Below are 15,676 nucleotides of genomic sequence, written 5' to 3'. Positions count from 1 at the left end.
CTCATTCTCCCGCTTCTTCCGTTACGGTAGTTTTCGTTACGGAAGCCGGCCGCACCGTGGTTGCGGCGGTGGGTGTCGCAGCCGAGCGCTTGGCCATCTGCGAACGCTTGCGCAGGCTTTCGCGATAGAAGGTATAGAGGCCCGAACCGATGACGATCATGGCGCCAACGATGGTGTAGCTGTCGATTTTCTCGTTGAAGAAGAACACGCCAATCATGAAACCCCAGAGCAGGCTGGTGTAACGGAATGGCGCGACAAAGGAGATTTCGCCTGATCTCATCGCGAGAATGATCGCCTGATAGCCCACCAGCACCAGGATCGCGGAACCGGCGAGATGCGAGAGAATCATGAAATTCATCGGCTGCCAGCCGCCGAAGGGCACGATCAACAGGCCGCCCACGGCCATGTTGACGAAAGCGGTGATGACGGTGATGGCGAGTGAGGGCACATCCGCATACATCTTCCGGGTCAGCAGGTCACGCGCGGCGGTGACCGCAAGCGATGCGACGACGAGCAGCGCCCCCGGCGTGAAGCCTTCAGGGCCCGGGCGAATGATGATCAGCACGCCGATGAAACCGGTGATGATGGCCGCCCAGCGCCGCCAGCCCACGGGTTCGCGCAGGAAAAGGGCAGCCCCCAGCGTCACCACCAGCGGCAGGGATTGCAATATGGCCGAGGCATTGGAAAACTCGATGAGGCCGAGCGCCGTCAGATAAAGCACGGCGGCTGTCACCTCGCAGAGACAGCGCAGGATGATGATGGGCCGCAGCAGGGTTTTGAGCGGCCGGAGCGCGCCGAAATGGCGTGCGGCGATATAGATCAGCACCACGGTCATGATGCCGCGGACGAACATGATCTGGCCGGTGTTGATATAGGGAGTGACGGACTTCGTCAGCGCATCATTGGCCGTGAAGCTTGCCATTGCGAGCGCCATGAAAAGTGCGCCGCGCGTATTGTCCGTCAATGCCATTCCCAAATATCCCAGACCATGCGCGGTTTACTCCGTCCGCCCTTGCGGGCGATCTGGAGCCGCCGTTCCGGCGCAACCACGCATTCCTCCATGCAAAGAGACGTGGCACGGCACAGCCGGTATTTCAACCGCTTATATGGGCGGGTGGACGAGAAAGAGGCTCAGCCGCCGGTCACGCTCATGTGGCGGGAGACGGTGGGGCGGTTATGGGTCCGGTCGATGATGAAATCATGCCCCTTCGGCTTGCGCAGCAGGGCTTCATCGATAGCGCTCGAGAGATAGGCGTCGCTGTCGGAGGCGCGCAGCGCCGTGCGCAGATCGGCGGCGTCGTCCTGGCCGAGACACATATAAAGCGTGCCGGTGCAGGTGAGGCGCACGCGATTGCAGCTTTCGCAGAAATTATGCGTCATCGGGGTGATGAAGCCCATCCGGCCGCCGGTTTCCTTCACCGTCACGTAACGGGCGGGGCCGCCGGTCTGGTAATCGCTGTCGATGAGCGTGAAGCTCTTTTCGAGATCGGCGCGCAGCTGCGAAAGCGGCAGGTAGCGGTCAGTGCGATCTTCCTCGATCTCGCCCATCGGCATGGTTTCGATGACAGTCAGGTCCATGCCGCGGCCATGGGCGAAACGCATCAGATCGGGAATCTCGGCGTCGTTGAAGTCCTTCAGCGCCACGGCGTTGAGCTTGACCTTGATGCCCGAGGCCTGGGCGGCATCCAGCCCTTCCATCACCCGGTCGATATCGCCCCAGCGGGTGATATGGCGGAATTTATCGCGGTCGAGCGTATCGAGCGAGACATTGATGCGGCGCACGCCGCAATCGGCAAGTTCGGCGGCGAATTTCGCAAGCTGCGAGCCGTTGGTGGTCAGCGTCAGTTCGTCGAGCGCGCCTGTGTGCACATGCCGGCCGAGGTTCCTTACCAACGACATGATGTTCTTGCGAACCAGCGGCTCGCCGCCGGTCAGCCTCAGCTTGCGCACGCCGCGCGCGATGAAGACGGAACAGAGCCGGTCAAGTTCTTCGAGCGTCAGAAGGTCCTTCTTCGGCAGGAAGGTCATGTGCTCGGACATGCAATAGGTGCAGCGGAAGTCGCAGCGGTCGGTCACGGAAACCCGTAGATAGGTGATGGCGCGGCCGAAAGGGTCCACCATCGGTGTGCTGTTTTCCGTCAGGGTTTTCGCTTTTTCAAGCGAGCCGGGGAAACTGTTCACGTCTCCATCCTCATTGCGCCTTGCGCCGGGCACACATGCCTGATGTGTGCTCTATTAGGTGATGTAGTGGCTTGCCTATCGTGAGGCAAGTCCGTAATTCTGACGCATGTGACGAGCTTGCGGAAGTGAAAAATGAGTGATGCCTGGCCGACCGAGCTGCTTGTGTCGAAAGACCGGCGCGAATTGACTGTTTCCTTTGATGATGGAAGCGTTTACCGGCTTGGCGCCGAGATGCTGCGCGTGCTTTCGCCCTCGGCGGAAGTGCAGGGCCACGGGCCGGGACAAAAGGTCACGGTGCCCGGCAAACGCAATGTCGCCATCCGTTCCATGGTCGCGACCGGCAATTATGCGGTTCGCATCGTTTTCGACGATGGCCACGATAGCGGCATCTACACGTGGAAATATCTGAAGGAATTGGGTGAGACCGGGGATGCGCTGTTTGCCGATTATGAACGGCAGCTCGCCGAAAAGGGCTTGAGCAGGGAACCGCGATTCCGGTAGGCGCTTACTTCCCTCATTCCGGTGACAAGCACAGGAATGAGGGTGGGAGCAAAGGACATCTGAAGCACCATGTCCCGGCAGCAAATAACCCGTTGAATCTGCGCGCCGTCCGTCAGTAAAATCGTTTTCGCTTTTCCCGTCGATGCGCTAGGAAGTGAGGGAGGGAACACCCTCGTCTTATTGATTTTCAGCGGGGTGGCGTGTGGCTGTAGAAGCGAACGGAAATGATCTGGCCCAGGTGGTCGTATTGTTGGCGGCAGGCGTTGTCGCCGCGCCGATCTTCAAGCGCATCGGCCTCGGCTCGGTGCTCGGTTATCTGGCCGCCGGCCTTGTGATCGGGCCTTATGGTCTCGGTTTCTTTTCCGATTCGCAGGCCATTCTGCATATAGCGGAACTCGGCGTGGTGATGTTCCTGTTCATCATCGGCCTTGAAATGCAGCCCTCGCGGCTGTGGTCGATGCGGCAGGATATTTTCGGGCTGGGTGCTTTGCAGGTGCTGGTCTGTATGGCGGGTCTGACGCTGGTGGGCGTCAGCCTCGGCTTTCCCGTCATCATGTCCTTCGTCGCCGGCACCGGTTTCGTGCTGACCTCGACGGCGATCGTCATGCAGATGCTGCAGGAACGCAACAGCATGTCGAGCCTTAAAGGCCAGCGCATCATAGCGATCCTGCTGTTTGAGGATCTGGCCATCGTGCCGCTGCTGGCGCTTGTCGCCTTCCTCGGTGCGGGCGGCGAACATGTGACGGCGTCGGAGCGCTGGGTCTCCGTCGGCATCGCGCTTGCCGCCGTCGGCGCGCTCATTCTTGCCGGGCGTTATCTTCTCAACCCGTTTTTCCGCCTGCTCGCCGCTTCCGGCGCGCGTGAGGTGATGACGGCCGCGGCGCTGCTGGTGGTGCTCGGTTCGGCGCTTCTGATGCAGGTCAGCGGTCTTTCGATGGCCATGGGCGCTTTCCTTGCCGGCGTGCTTCTGTCGGAATCCTCTTTCCGCCACCAGCTTGAGGCGGATATCGAGCCGTTTCGCGGTATTCTGCTCGGGCTGTTCTTCCTCGGCGTCGGCATGGCGATCGACCTTGCCGTCATTGCCTCCAACTGGCAGCTCGTGCTGGTTAGCGTCGTCGCCTACATGCTGCTCAAGGCCTTCCTGATCTATGGCGTGGCGCGGGCGCTTGGCACTACCAGGCGCGAAAGCCTGGAACGGGCGGTACTGATGGCGCAGGGCGGTGAATTCGCCTTCGTGCTTTATTCGGCCGCCGTCAGCGCTGGTATTCTCGACCGGGAGGCGAACGCCATCCTGACGGCGACCATTATCATCTCCATGGTGCTGACGCCGCTAATGGTCATCCTGCATGACCGGCTGGTGCCGGCGGCGGTTCCCAATACCGACGATCTCGACGTGCCCGAGAATGTCGAGGGCAGCATTCTCCTGATCGGCTTCGGGCGTTTCGGCCAGATCGTCAGCCAGCCGCTTCTGGCGCGGGGCTATACGCTGTCGCTCATCGACAAGGATGCCGAGTTCGTGCGCGATGCGGCGGAATTCGGCTTCAAGGTCTATTATGGTGATGGTTCGCGGGCGGAAATCCTGCATGCGGCCGGCGCCAGCACGGCGCGCGCGGTTCTCATCTGCGTCGATGACAAGGAGGCGGCGGTCAGGATCGCGGAGATCGTCAAGCACGAATTCCCGCTGGTGCCCGTCCTTGCCCGTGCTTACGACCGTGGCCATGCCATCGATCTGCTCAAGGCGGGTGTCGACTACCAGATCCGCGAGACGCTGGAATCGGCGCTGAATTTCAGCGAGGAAGTGCTTGGCGCCATGGGCGAGGAGCGGGAAGACGCCGCCCGTCTGGTGGAGGAATTCCGAGACCGCGACGAGGAACGTTTCGCCATGGAAGTCGTCGGCGGCATCTATGCCGGCCGGTCGCTGATCCGCGGCAACGCCCAGCCGGCCGATCTGGTTGCCGCCCGCACGGCGCGCGAGCGGGCCGAGCGGGAAAAGGCGGAAGCGGCAGAGGAATAGGACGCGCCGATCTTTCGATGTCGGCAAAGGGAATTCGTATGGATAGGAACGGATATGACGATCATTCGCACGGTTGAGGAATTGAGGGCCATCTATGACGGCACGAGCGAGGCATCGATCGCCAAGGTGACAGCCACGCTGACGGCCGAATACAGGCTGATGATCGAGACTTCGCCGTTCCTCGCGCTGGCGACGGTCGGGCCGGAGGGCATGGACTGTTCACCGCGCGGCGACAAGGGCGGCGTGGTCAGGGTGGCTGATGACAGGACGGTGCTTCTGCCGGACTGGCGCGGCAATAACCGCGTGGATTCGCTTTTGAACATCGTGCGCGATCCGCGCGTGGCGCTGATGTTCCTGATCCCCGGCTCGAACACGACGATGCGCATCAACGGCCGCGCCGTGGTCTCCGTCGCTCCCGATCTGCTGGAGAGCTTCGAGATGGATGGCAAACATCCGCGCACGGTTATCGTGGTGACGATCGACGAAGTCTATTTCCAGTGCGCCCGGGCGCTGATGCGCTCCGAGCTGTGGAACCCCGATAATTTCGTCGATCCGGCGGCGCTCCCGACACCCGGTCTTCTGCTCAAGGCGGCGAAGGCGGAGTTCGATCAGGAAACCTATGACCGCGAATGGGCGGCGCGGGCGGCGAAGACCATGTGGTGAGGCGCAATAAAGACGCGACCGTCGGGCCGCTGAGGCAAGCCTCGCAAGGCTTACGCCATTGGCGAAAGCGGAGTGTCTCACTCCGTCACCCCGGACTGGTCCGGGGTCTAGCGCGATCAAGTCCTTGATCGCCAGAGACTCTTTTCACGGCGCAGACGCGCCGTGACTGGATGCCGGATCAAGTCCGGCATGACGGGGGAGATAGTGGCGCGTACGCCAACATCCTCAAGTCCGATAAATCAGCCAGTTCTTCCCGACATAGTTCTTCTGCATGCCGTCCTCATAATAGACGGAGCGGTTCCGGCCGGTTTCCTTGGCATGGTAGAGCGCCGTATCGGCATGGCCGTAAAGCTCGCTCGGATTGGTGGCCTGTGCGGCGGAGGCGAAGCCGATGGAAATCGTCACCGTGCCATAGTCGGCGCCTGATCTCGAATTGCGGAACGGCGTGCTTTCCAGCGACAGGCGGATGCGCTCGCACGTCACCATCACCTCTTCGGGCGTGTTGCCATCCAGAATGATGGCGAATTCCTCGCCGCCGCTTCTGGCGACAAAACCATCCTTGCGGACATTGGCGCGGATGACCGAGGCGACGGTGGCGAGAATCTTGTCGCCGACCGGATGGCCGAATGTGTCGTTGACCCGCTTGAAGTGATCGATATCGAGCAGAACCAGCGTGGTATATTGCAGGCCGATGGAGCTGTCATAAACCGATGCCAGCCGGTCGTCGAAGGCGCGCCGGTTGGAGAGGCGCGTCAGCGAGTCGGTATTGGCGATGCGCTTGTATTCGTCCAGTTCGAGGCGCACCTGATGCATTTCCTCGGCATGGCGATTGACGTCATTGAACGCCTTTTCGCCGTCGATGATTTTCGAGCCGGTGGCTTCGGCCAGCAATGAGATTGCATTCCTCAGAATATTGCTGCTGGCGGCGTTCTTGTCGTCGATGCGCTGGCGCGTTTCGCCGAGAATCCTGTTGTAGTTTTCGATGGAGGATTGTTCGCGCCTCAGCGTTCCCAGCAGACCCTCCAGTTCACGCCGCAGCTTGTCATGCGCATCGTCGATCGACCGTGCGGGATTACCTTCGCCGTAGCGTGAGGACAGCTCGTCCAGATCTTCCTGCGTCACCCGGTTGCCGAGCGCGGCCAGATCCTTCGTCAGGGCAGGGTTCGAACCGATATAGGCTTCGTAAAACAGGCTGTAGTTACGCGGGATCGGCGAAACACCCATGCTCCGCATGGCATAGGCAATCTGCCCGGCAATGTCGGGCCCCGTGGTTTTGGGCGTGGATGCCGTGTTCATCAAGAAACTCCAGTGAGTCTGCTTATCGACTATGATTATTATTATGAAGCTAGTTTTGGAAAGCTTAATTTACGGGAAACTAATTTTTGTTTCCAGAAACTCGTTTTTCGCCAATTTTTATTTTAGTTAATTGATAAATATAAGTAATTTCCATTTTGAAGAATTCCGGAGCTTTTTATCTCTACTATTCGTCTTGGTGACAGCATCGCATTTATTCTGTCAATCCCAATAACGGGGTTGGTGTGATTTATTTTGGCACAACAATAAGGAAAGATATTGCCGGGATGAAAAGAGATGAGGTTTTTTGAGTTGGGAGAGACACCGCCTATAGGCGGCGTTTCCTGTCATCCGTGTCGGGATACAGTAACGTTACAGTTTTATTTGCGGCTCCCATGCCATGCGGGATGCGGCAGTGCCATTTTGTGACGGCGCGGCAACCATTCGGCAAATTTTGCGAAGGGATCAATTATGCTTCCGGCCGCAGCTTCGGCCGCACCGACTGCGTGTCAGGATTTCAGCCTTATGACCGGGCATTCCGCCCCGGCGGTTGCCGCCGGCGCATGTGGCGGGCGCACGATCAGGCCATCGGAATGGGCCAATATCTTCATCATCGATGAATCCTGCTTCGCGTAGGCTTCCGCCACCAGCATGCCGTTTTCGTCCGTGCTGAAACGGGCGCGCAGATAGTCCTGCCGTTGGTCATTCGCCTTCAGCGGTGTGGCGGTGCGGGCTGTAGCTTCGCGTTGCAGGGGGGCGCGGCGGGCGATGCTGCGGACCAGGGGTTCGAGGAACAGCAGGCCGCAGAGGAGGCTTGCAACCGGGTTTCCAGGCAGGCCCAGAACCTGCATGGCGCCAATGGCGCCGACCATCAGCGGTTTCCCCGGACGCATGGCGATGCGCCAGAAATCGAGCTGCATGCCTTCCGCCTTCAACGCGGCCTGCACGAGGTCGTGGTCGCCAACGGAGGCGCCGCCGAGCGTCACCAGCACATCGACCTTCGCCGCGACGGCCTTGCCGATGGCCGCGCGGATCAACCCCTCGTCATCGGCAATGATGCCGAGGTCGAGAACCTCTGCGCCGGCCTGCCGGGCAAGGGCTGCGACACCGAAGGTGTTGGAGGCGATGATCTGGGCGGGCTGCGGTGCGCTTCCCGGCGGCAGCAACTCATCGCCGGTGGCGAGGATGGCGATGCGCGGCTTGCGATAGACGGTCAGCGCGGCATGGTTCATCGCCGCCGCCAGTGTGAGGTCGGTGAAGCCAAGTTCACGCCCGGCCTTCAGCGCCGTTTCGCCTTCGGTAAAATCCTGCCCGCGCGGGCGGATATGTCGCCCGGCAGTGACGTCGAAGGCGGTGCGGATCTTTCCGCTCTCCAGCACTTCGGCATCTTCCTGAGTGAGGACTGTATCCGCACCCTGCGGCACCGGCGCGCCGGTGAAGATGCGCACGGTCTGGCCTTCACCAACAGTGCCGGCAAAAGCATGGCCGGCGGCGGCCTGACCGATGACAGTGAGAACCGAACCGATATTGAGCGCATCGGCGCTGCGCAGGGCATAACCATCCATGGCCGAGGCATCAAAGGGCGGCTGGGCGAGACGCGCCGTAAGGTCGGCCGAGAGAACGCGACCATCACATTCGGCAAGCGGCAGGATCTCGCTTTCGGTCACCGGAACCGCTGCCTCCAGAAGGCGTGTTATGGCCTCATCCACGGGCAGCAGCGGTTTCATTCAGGTCTCCTGTCGCCGGAAATCGCCGGATTTGCCGCCGCTCTTTTCGAGAAGGCGTATATTGACGATTTCCATCGCCTTGTCGGCGGCTTTCGCCATGTCATAGATCGTCAGGCAGGCAATGGAGACGGCGGTCAGCGCTTCCATCTCCACGCCCGTTTTGCCAGACAGTTTCACCATGGCCTCGACTCTCAGGCCGGGCAGGGCGGTATCTTCGGTAATATCGACCGCAACCTTGGTCAGCATCAGCGGATGGCAGAGCGGAATGAGGTTTGCCGTCTGCTTGGCGGCCATGATGCCCGCCAGCCGGGCAGTACCGATGACATCGCCCTTCTTGGCATTGCCGTCGCGGATGAGCGCCAGCGTTTCCGGCTTCATCTTCACGAAGCCTTCGGCCACGGCGACGCGGACGGTCTCGGCCTTGTCGCCGACATCGACCATATGCGCTTCGCCGCTCGCATCGATATGGGTGAGCTTTCCCGTCTCGCTCATCGGCGCTTTATTCCGCTGCCAGAATGCCGGATTGGCCTGTCAGCAGCGCTTTGGTCGCCGCCGTCACATCATCCTTGCGCATCAGGCTTTCGCCGACGAGGAAGGTGCTGATGCCGCTCTTTTCCAGACGCTGGCAGTCCTCGAAGGTGAAGATGCCGCTTTCGCCCACCAGCAGCCGGTCAGCCGGCACGAGGCCCGCCAGCTTCTCGCTGGTTTCGAGGCTGACTTCGAAGGTGCGCAGGTTGCGGTTGTTGATGCCGAGAAGCGGCGAGGCGAGTTTCAGCGCCCGTTCGGTTTCTTCGGCGTCATGCACCTCGACCAGCACATCCATGCCAAGCGCAAAAGCCTCGTCTTCAAGACGTTTCGCCTCGTCGTCGGAAAGCGAGGCCATGATGAGGAGAATGCAGTCCGCGCCCCAGGCACGGGCTTCATGCACCTGGTAAGTATCGAACATGAAATCCTTGCGCAGCGCCGGCAAAGCGCAGGCATTGCGGGCGGCGGTCAGGAATTCCGGTGCGCCCTGAAAGCTCGGCGTATCCGTCAAAACCGACAGACAAGCGGCGCCACCGGCTTCATAGGCGGCGGCCAGCGCCGGCGGATCGAAATCCGGACGGATCAGGCCCTTGGAGGGGCTCGCCTTCTTGATTTCGGCGATCAGCCCGAACTTGCCTTCGGCCTGCTTTGCCCTCAGCGCTTTATAAAAGCCGCGGGGCGCGCTCTGGTCTGCGGCCATGGCCTTCAGATCGGCCAGCGAAACCTTCGCCTTGGCGGCGGCGATTTCCTCGCGCTTGTAAGTCTCGATCTTTTTGAGAATGTCGCTCATGATCTCGCTCTCATTCTTCGTTGGACACGGCAACCAGACGGTCGAGCGCGGCTGCGGCCTTGCCGCTGTCCAGCGCCTCGCTGACGATCGCCATCGCCTCAGTGAGCGTTTCCGCCTTGCCGGCAATGACCAGCGCTGCGGCCGCGTTGCACAGCGACACGTCACGATAGGCGTTGCGTTTGCCGGACAGGACCTCGCGCAGTGCTGCTGCATTGGCAATGCCGTCGCCGCCCTTCAGGTCTTCCATGGAAGCGGGCTCGACGCCGAAATCCTTCGGCGTCAGGTCGAAAGTGCGGATCTTGCCGCCTTCCAGCGCCGCCACATGGGTAACGCCCGTGGTCGTCACCTCGTCCATGCCGTCGCCATGCACGACCCAGATGCTTTCAGAACCGAGATCGCGCAGCACTTCGGCAAGCGGCACCAGCCAGCGCGGCGAGAAGACGCCGAGCAGTTGGCGTTTTGCGCCTGCCGGATTGGAGAGGGGGCCAAGCAGGTTGAAGATCGTCCGCGTGCCGAGTTCGACGCGGCTGGGGCCGACATGGCGCATGGCCGAATGGTGCAGCTGCGCGAACATGAAGCCGAGACCCGCCTCGCTGATGCAGCGGGCGATGAGCTCAGGACCGATATCGAGCTTCACGCCAAGCGCGGAGAGTGCGTCTGCCGTGCCGGATTTGGAGCTTAGCGCCCGGTTGCCATGCTTGGCGACCGGCAGGCCCGTTCCGGCGACGATGATCGAGGCGAGTGTCGAGATATTATAGGTGCCGATGCCGTCACCGCCGGTTCCGACGATATCGATGGCATTGGCGGGAGCCGAAACCGGCAGCATGCGGGCGCGCATGGAGGAGACGGCGCCGACGATTTCGTCCACCGTTTCGCCGCGCACGCGCAGCGCCATCAGGAAACCGCCAATCTGCGACGGCGTGGCTTCGCCCGACATCAGAACGTCAAAAGCCGCCCGCGATTCCTCGCGGTTCAGGCTTTCTCCATTTGCGACCTTGGCGATCAGCGGCTTCAGTTCGGCCATCTTGTCGCCCCCCGGGTTAGAAGCCGACCATCGCCTGATCGGCGAGGGCCTGATTGATGGTGACACCATAGTCATTCTGCAGGCGGTTGACCATCTGGTCCAGCATGTCGTCGCCGGCCGCGCGGGCAATGGCGGCAAATTGCTGGTCGTCATTGGCAAGCGCGTCTGCCGGGGCATTGGTGTCGACGGAGGTGACCTTGAAGAGGATGCGGCTGGAACCCTCGGCATCGGCGGCAGTGCCGACCACGCCTTCGGCGCCCGAGAAGACCGCGGCGATGGTCTGCCGTCCGAAAATAGCGTCCTCGCTGGTGCGGCGCAGGCCGGATTTCTGCTCGACGGCAAGGCTCAGCTCACCGGCCACGGCTTCCAGCGTGTCGCCCTTTTCGACGCGCGCCTTCAGTTCCTCGGCCTTGGCGGCAAGCGCGTTGCGCTGCTGTTCCGCCGTCCAGTCGGCCACGACATCGTCGCGGACTTCGGCAAGCGTGCGGTCGCGGGCGGCGATGATCTGGTCGACATCGAACCAGATGTAGCCTTCACGGCCGAGATTGATCGGCAGGGCTTCCGTGCCGGGTTCGGTCTTGAAGACCTCCTGCGCGAGCTGCGGGGAGGGCAGGCCCTGAATCGCATCGCCCTTCTCATCGAGGCCGGAAGCGTCGATGGCGGCGATGGTGACGGCCTTCAGGTTCAGCTGCGTTGCCGCATCCGCGAGCGAAGAGCCGCCGGCGCGCAGGTCCTCGTAACGGTCATGAACATTGGTGATTTCTTCCGCAGCGGCGGCGGTGGCGAGGTCCTTGCGGATATCCTCTTTCGCCTCTTCCAGCGTGCGGGTGGTTTCCGGCTTGATGCCGGTGACGCGCAGGAGCACCGGGCCGAAGGAACCTTCGACCACCGGCGATACGCCGCCATCCTTCTGGATGGCGAAAGCGGCATCGGCAATCGACTGGTCGGGGATGGTATCCTTGGTGAATTCGCCGAGCGTGACGTCCGACGCGGCCTTGCCCTGATCCTTCACCACCTGGTCATAGGTGGTATTGCCGAGGCGGATCTGTTCGGCGGCTGCTTCGGCCATTTCCTTTTCAGGGAAGGTCAGCTGCTCCACCGTGCGGCGGCCGGCGGTGCGGAAGCTGTCCTTGTGGCTGTTGTAATAATCAGCGATCTGGGCGTCGGTGACGGAGGCCTGATCGGCAATGTCCGACGGTTCCAGCTTCACATAGGTGAACTTGCGGAACTCGGGCGCGCGGTATTTCGTCTTGTTGGTCTCGAACCAGGGCGTGAGCACATCGTCGCCCGGCGCCTTGACCGGCGGAATGACGGCGTTCGAAAGAATGACGTAGTCGACCGAGCGCTGTTCATTACGATATTGCTTCAGCGCATCCACCAGCACCTGCGGTGCGGCAAAACCATCGGAGACGGCTTCAACGATCTGGCTTCGGACGGCAACCTTGCTGCGTTCCTTGATATAGTCGTCCTCGCGGAAGCCGGAATTGCGCAGGCGCTCGCTGAAGAGATTACGGTCGAACTGGCCGTTGACTGACTTGAAGGCCGGGTCTTCGGCGATGAGGTTGGCGAGGCGGTTTTCCGAAAGGCCGAGATTCATCTTCGCGGCCAGCTCGTCAAGGGCTGCACCGGCCGCAAGCTGGCTGAAGACCTGACGGTCGATGCCGAAGGCCTTGGCCTGTTCGGTCGTCAGCCGGGTGCCGAACTGGCGGCTGAGATCGGAAATCTGGCGCTGATAGGCGAGACGGAACTCCTCAGGGCTGACCGTCTGGTCGCCCACCGTCATGACGGCGTGGGAATTGGCGGTGACAAGCGATGCGGAGACGCCCCAGACGCCAAACGAAACAACAAGCAGGAGAAGCAGCAGTTTGGCTGCCATGGTTCGAGAAGCATTTCTCAGGGAATCGAGCATCGTTATGCAAACCTCACAGGAACGTCATCGCGGTCGCCGGCTGTCCGGCCCGCAACGTATCGGCGTTCCTTAAATCAATCCAAACGGAAATTGAAGGGAATTTGCCTTGGAAAAACGGGGTTTTGAAAACGGTTGTGTGATTGGAGGCGCCGAAATGGAGGCGACGGTTCGATATCGGCTGCCTCTTCTTCCCTCATTCCTGTGCTTGTCACAGGAATTAAGCCAGCTCAAGTCCTTGGGCTGAAAGGACTCCTCCCACTGCACGAGAGCCACATCGGCCGGTTTCCCGTGACAAGCACAGGAATGAGGGAAGGAGGGGCTGGCGGCTTGGCAAAACAAAACCGCCCGGAAGGTCCAGGCGGTTGAAAAAGAATCATTTCTAAGGGGCCGTCGGGTCGGTTCGCCGCGCTCAGAAGGCGCGGTCGCGCCGGATCGTCGCCTTGAATTCCTCATCCTCCCGCCGCATCTCGGCGACGACTGATATCATCGATGTCACGAACATTACGCTGATCAGGGCCAGAAGCATCGTCAGAAATGTGAACATTGATATCGTCTCCGGGAGTTATGGGGAAATTCTCCCCGTTCCTCAGTAATAATTCATATACTGGTAACGGGCGGTCAGCTGCGGGTAGTCCGGTCCCTGGGTTTCAGGCTTCTGCTCATAAAGGCTAAACGTCGTTGCTACCATTGCGATAACCAGTACTGTCCAGGCGGTGCTGATGACGCTGATTTTCGCCGAAGTAGACTGTTTTTCTCTTACAAACATCTGTCCGTTCCTTTGGTTCTTTCTTAACGCGCCATGTCTCGACATGTTCCGCGTCAACCGTAAAAATCGATTAGCATCGCGCCTGTGAAACTTCCTTGAATGGCTCGTTCATCTGGCGTTCAGGAAACTGGCTGAGGCCGTCATTCGAGAAAAAGATACTCGGCAGCGAATGATGCGATGATCGAAAGGACGATCATGAAGGCCAGCATTTTCAATTCTCCGGATGCTTAACGAGTGAGGGGCGTTTCGGTTTCCCGATGTTGTGCATTTAAACAAAATAGCTGTGAAACCGCACTGAACGGCCCATTCATCCCGGGTTCACGCCGCAGCCGGGCTTGTGAGGGATGGTTATAAAGTCTTGCGCCGCGTGCCTCTCCATGACAAAAGGCGGGCACATGATACCCAGCATCGAAGCGCGCCCACCACCTGAGAGCGATATGACGATTGCCTTTTATCCAGGATCCTTCGATCCGATGACCAACGGACATCTGGATGTGCTTATCCAGGCGCTGAACGTGGCGTCGAAAGTCATCGTTGCCGTCGGCATCCATCCCGGAAAAGCGCCGCTGTTCAGCTTCGAAGAGCGGGCGGCGCTGATAAAGCAGGCGCTTTCCGAACAGCTGCCCGATGAGGCGGCGCGCATGGAAGTCGTTTCCTTCGATAATCTGGTCGTCGACGCCGCGCGCCAGCACGGCGCGCACCTTCTGTTGCGCGGCCTGCGTGACGGCACCGATCTCGATTATGAAATGCAGATGGCCGGCATGAACCGCCAGATGGCGCCTGATATTCAGACCGTGTTCCTGCCCGCCGGCACGTCGTCGCGACCCATTACAGCCACATTGGTCCGGCAGATCGCCGCCATGGGCGGCAATGTCGACGCCTTCGTGCCCAAGGCCGTGCTTGAAGCCCTCAACGCCAAGCTGAAGCGCTGACTTCAGCCCCACATTCTGGAGCCAATCCGATGAAACTCGTTCGATTTGCCTTTGCCGGCGCCATGTTTGCAGGCGCGCTTGCCGCCAGCACCTTCGCTTCGGCCGCCGAACTTCTCACCGTCCAGCTGAAGGATGGTCCCGTTGTCATCGAGCTGATGCCCGATGTTGCGCCGAAGCATGTTGCGCAGATCGAGGCGCTGGCCAAGAAGGGCGCTTATGACAACGTCGCCTTCCACCGCGTCATCGACGGCTTCATGGCGCAGACCGGCGACGTGCAGTATGGCAACATGGAGAAGGGCTTCAGCGCCCAGCGCGCAGGTACGGGTGGTTCCGATCTGCCGGATATTCCGGCCGAATTCTCCAAGGTTCCGTTCACGCGCGGCGTGGTCGGCATGGCCCGTTCGCAGGATCCGAATTCCGCCAATTCGCAGTTCTTCATCATGTTTGCCGATGGTCCGTTCCTGAACGGGCAATATACCGTGGTCGGCAAGGTCGTGTCCGGCATGGAAGCCGTTGACAAGATCAAGCGCGGCGCCGGCGGCAACGGCGAAGTTTCCAACCCCGACCGGATGATCAAGGTCACCGTCGGCAAAAAGTAAGGTAGGGCAATAGAGCCCGAACAGAGGAGAATAACCATGGCCGAGATCAAGGATCCGGAAAACACCATCATCATGGAAACGACGACCGGCAAGGTCGTGATCCAGCTGCTGCCGGAAGTTGCTCCGGGCCACGTTGCCCGCATCAAGGAACTCGTATCGGAAGGCGCTTATGACGGCGTCGTGTTCCACCGCGTCATCGAAGACTTCATGGCCCAGACCGGCGACGTGCAGTTTGGCAAGAAGGGTTCCGACAGCTTCAACCCGGCCCGCGCCGGCATGGGCGGTTCCGACAAGCCGGACCTGAAGGCTGAATTCTCCGCCATCCCGCACGTGCGCGGCACCTGCTCCATGGCCCGTTCGCAGAGCCCGAACTCCGCCAATTCGCAGTTCTTCATCTGCTTCACGGATTCTCCGTGGCTCAACAAGCAGTACACCGTCTGGGGCCAGGTCATCGAAGGCATGGAAGCCATCGACAAGGTCAAGCGCGGCGAGCCGGTGAAGGATCCCGATTCGATCGTTTCCATCAAGCTCGCTTCGGCGGCCTGATTTTCGGAAGTTGCAGTTTGACCCGTCCCGCAGTTTATGCGGGGCGGGTTTTGATGTTTATTGACGGTGCTTGATGTGGAGGACGGTGCGGCAGATTTGACGATTGCTGTTCTTTGCGCCGTTTCCTTTTTCCCTCATTCCCGTGCTTGTCACAGGAATCCAGCCAGCCCAAGTCTTTGGGCTGGAAAGACTCCCTCGCCACGCAG

At 60.6% G+C, this 15,676-nt stretch carries 16 protein-coding genes; 6 read left to right on the top strand and 10 right to left on the bottom strand.

From position 1 onward, the window contains the following. Nucleotide 1: 1 nt before the first annotated feature. Complete coding sequence (locus AC5I5B_RS08460; RefSeq protein WP_060726306.1) at nt 2-970, bottom strand: DMT family transporter; 969 nt, start codon at nt 968-970, stop codon at nt 2-4. Nucleotides 971-1,131: 161 nt separating this feature from the next. Then, nucleotides 1,132-2,181 carry a GTP 3',8-cyclase MoaA gene (moaA, locus tag AC5I5B_RS08455; RefSeq protein WP_111834455.1) on the bottom strand — a complete coding sequence of 350 codons (1,050 nt, stop codon included), beginning with the start codon at nt 2,179-2,181 and terminating at the stop codon, nt 1,132-1,134. Between the two features lie 132 nt (nt 2,182-2,313). On the opposite strand from moaA, the gene AC5I5B_RS08450 reads away from it, so the two are divergent. From AC5I5B_RS08450 to AC5I5B_RS08440, 3 genes are all read left to right on the top strand, one after another. Beyond that, nucleotides 2,314-2,682, top strand: coding sequence for a gamma-butyrobetaine hydroxylase family protein (locus AC5I5B_RS08450; protein ID WP_003509699.1), 369 nt, complete (start codon nt 2,314-2,316; stop codon nt 2,680-2,682). Between the two features lie 202 nt (nt 2,683-2,884). Continuing rightward, the gene (locus tag AC5I5B_RS08445; protein ID WP_035213526.1) at nt 2,885-4,696 is read left to right on the top strand and encodes a monovalent cation:proton antiporter-2 (CPA2) family protein; all 1,812 of its coding nucleotides are present in this window, start codon (nt 2,885-2,887) and stop codon (nt 4,694-4,696) included. Between the two features lie 54 nt (nt 4,697-4,750). After that, nucleotides 4,751-5,359, top strand: coding sequence for a pyridoxamine 5'-phosphate oxidase family protein (locus AC5I5B_RS08440; protein ID WP_060725735.1), 609 nt, complete (start codon nt 4,751-4,753; stop codon nt 5,357-5,359). Between the two features lie 225 nt (nt 5,360-5,584). Here AC5I5B_RS08440 and AC5I5B_RS08435 read toward each other — a convergent pair whose 3' ends face one another. From AC5I5B_RS08435 to AC5I5B_RS08400, 8 genes are all read right to left on the bottom strand, one after another. Next, a complete protein-coding gene (locus AC5I5B_RS08435; RefSeq protein ID WP_003509694.1) occupies nt 5,585-6,655 on the bottom strand; it encodes a GGDEF domain-containing protein in 1,071 nt (356 codons plus the stop codon). Nucleotides 6,656-7,161: 506 nt separating this feature from the next. Then, nucleotides 7,162-8,379 carry a molybdopterin molybdotransferase MoeA gene (locus AC5I5B_RS08430; protein WP_111834454.1) on the bottom strand — a complete coding sequence of 406 codons (1,218 nt, stop codon included), beginning with the start codon at nt 8,377-8,379 and terminating at the stop codon, nt 7,162-7,164. Then, nucleotides 8,380-8,871 carry a cyclic pyranopterin monophosphate synthase MoaC gene (moaC, locus tag AC5I5B_RS08425; protein WP_020012722.1) on the bottom strand — a complete coding sequence of 164 codons (492 nt, stop codon included), beginning with the start codon at nt 8,869-8,871 and terminating at the stop codon, nt 8,380-8,382. Between the two features lie 7 nt (nt 8,872-8,878). Beyond that, nucleotides 8,879-9,694, bottom strand: coding sequence for an indole-3-glycerol phosphate synthase TrpC (gene trpC, locus AC5I5B_RS08420; RefSeq protein ID WP_060726301.1), 816 nt, complete (start codon nt 9,692-9,694; stop codon nt 8,879-8,881). 10 nt (nt 9,695-9,704) lie between these two features. Then, a complete protein-coding gene (trpD, locus tag AC5I5B_RS08415) occupies nt 9,705-10,718 on the bottom strand; it encodes an anthranilate phosphoribosyltransferase (RefSeq protein WP_003503036.1) in 1,014 nt (337 codons plus the stop codon). Between the two features lie 16 nt (nt 10,719-10,734). Next, nucleotides 10,735-12,627 carry a peptidylprolyl isomerase gene (locus tag AC5I5B_RS08410; RefSeq protein ID WP_080866176.1) on the bottom strand — a complete coding sequence of 631 codons (1,893 nt, stop codon included), beginning with the start codon at nt 12,625-12,627 and terminating at the stop codon, nt 10,735-10,737. Nucleotides 12,628-13,036: 409 nt separating this feature from the next. Beyond that, entirely contained in the window at nt 13,037-13,171 is a 135-nt protein-coding gene (locus tag AC5I5B_RS08405) for a hypothetical protein (protein WP_003503032.1), read from the bottom strand. 42 nt (nt 13,172-13,213) lie between these two features. Next, a complete protein-coding gene (locus AC5I5B_RS08400) occupies nt 13,214-13,393 on the bottom strand; it encodes a hypothetical protein (protein WP_003503030.1) in 180 nt (59 codons plus the stop codon). A gap of 437 nt (nt 13,394-13,830) precedes the next feature. On the opposite strand from AC5I5B_RS08400, the gene coaD reads away from it, so the two are divergent. From coaD to AC5I5B_RS08385, 3 genes are read left to right on the top strand one after another with little or no spacing between them, the layout of a single operon-like run. Then, nucleotides 13,831-14,325 carry a pantetheine-phosphate adenylyltransferase gene (gene coaD, locus AC5I5B_RS08395; protein ID WP_060726298.1) on the top strand — a complete coding sequence of 165 codons (495 nt, stop codon included), beginning with the start codon at nt 13,831-13,833 and terminating at the stop codon, nt 14,323-14,325. Nucleotides 14,326-14,354: 29 nt separating this feature from the next. Beyond that, on the top strand, nt 14,355-14,924 hold the full coding sequence (locus tag AC5I5B_RS08390) for a peptidylprolyl isomerase (RefSeq protein ID WP_020810244.1): 570 nt from the start codon (nt 14,355-14,357) through the stop codon (nt 14,922-14,924). Between the two features lie 36 nt (nt 14,925-14,960). Beyond that, nucleotides 14,961-15,470, top strand: coding sequence for a peptidylprolyl isomerase (locus tag AC5I5B_RS08385; protein WP_003503025.1), 510 nt, complete (start codon nt 14,961-14,963; stop codon nt 15,468-15,470). The last annotated feature ends 206 nt before the right edge of the window (nt 15,471-15,676 follow it).

The sequence above is a fragment of the Agrobacterium sp. genome (assembly GCF_059499945.1).
This window is presented reverse-complemented; position numbering and strand designations above follow the sequence as displayed.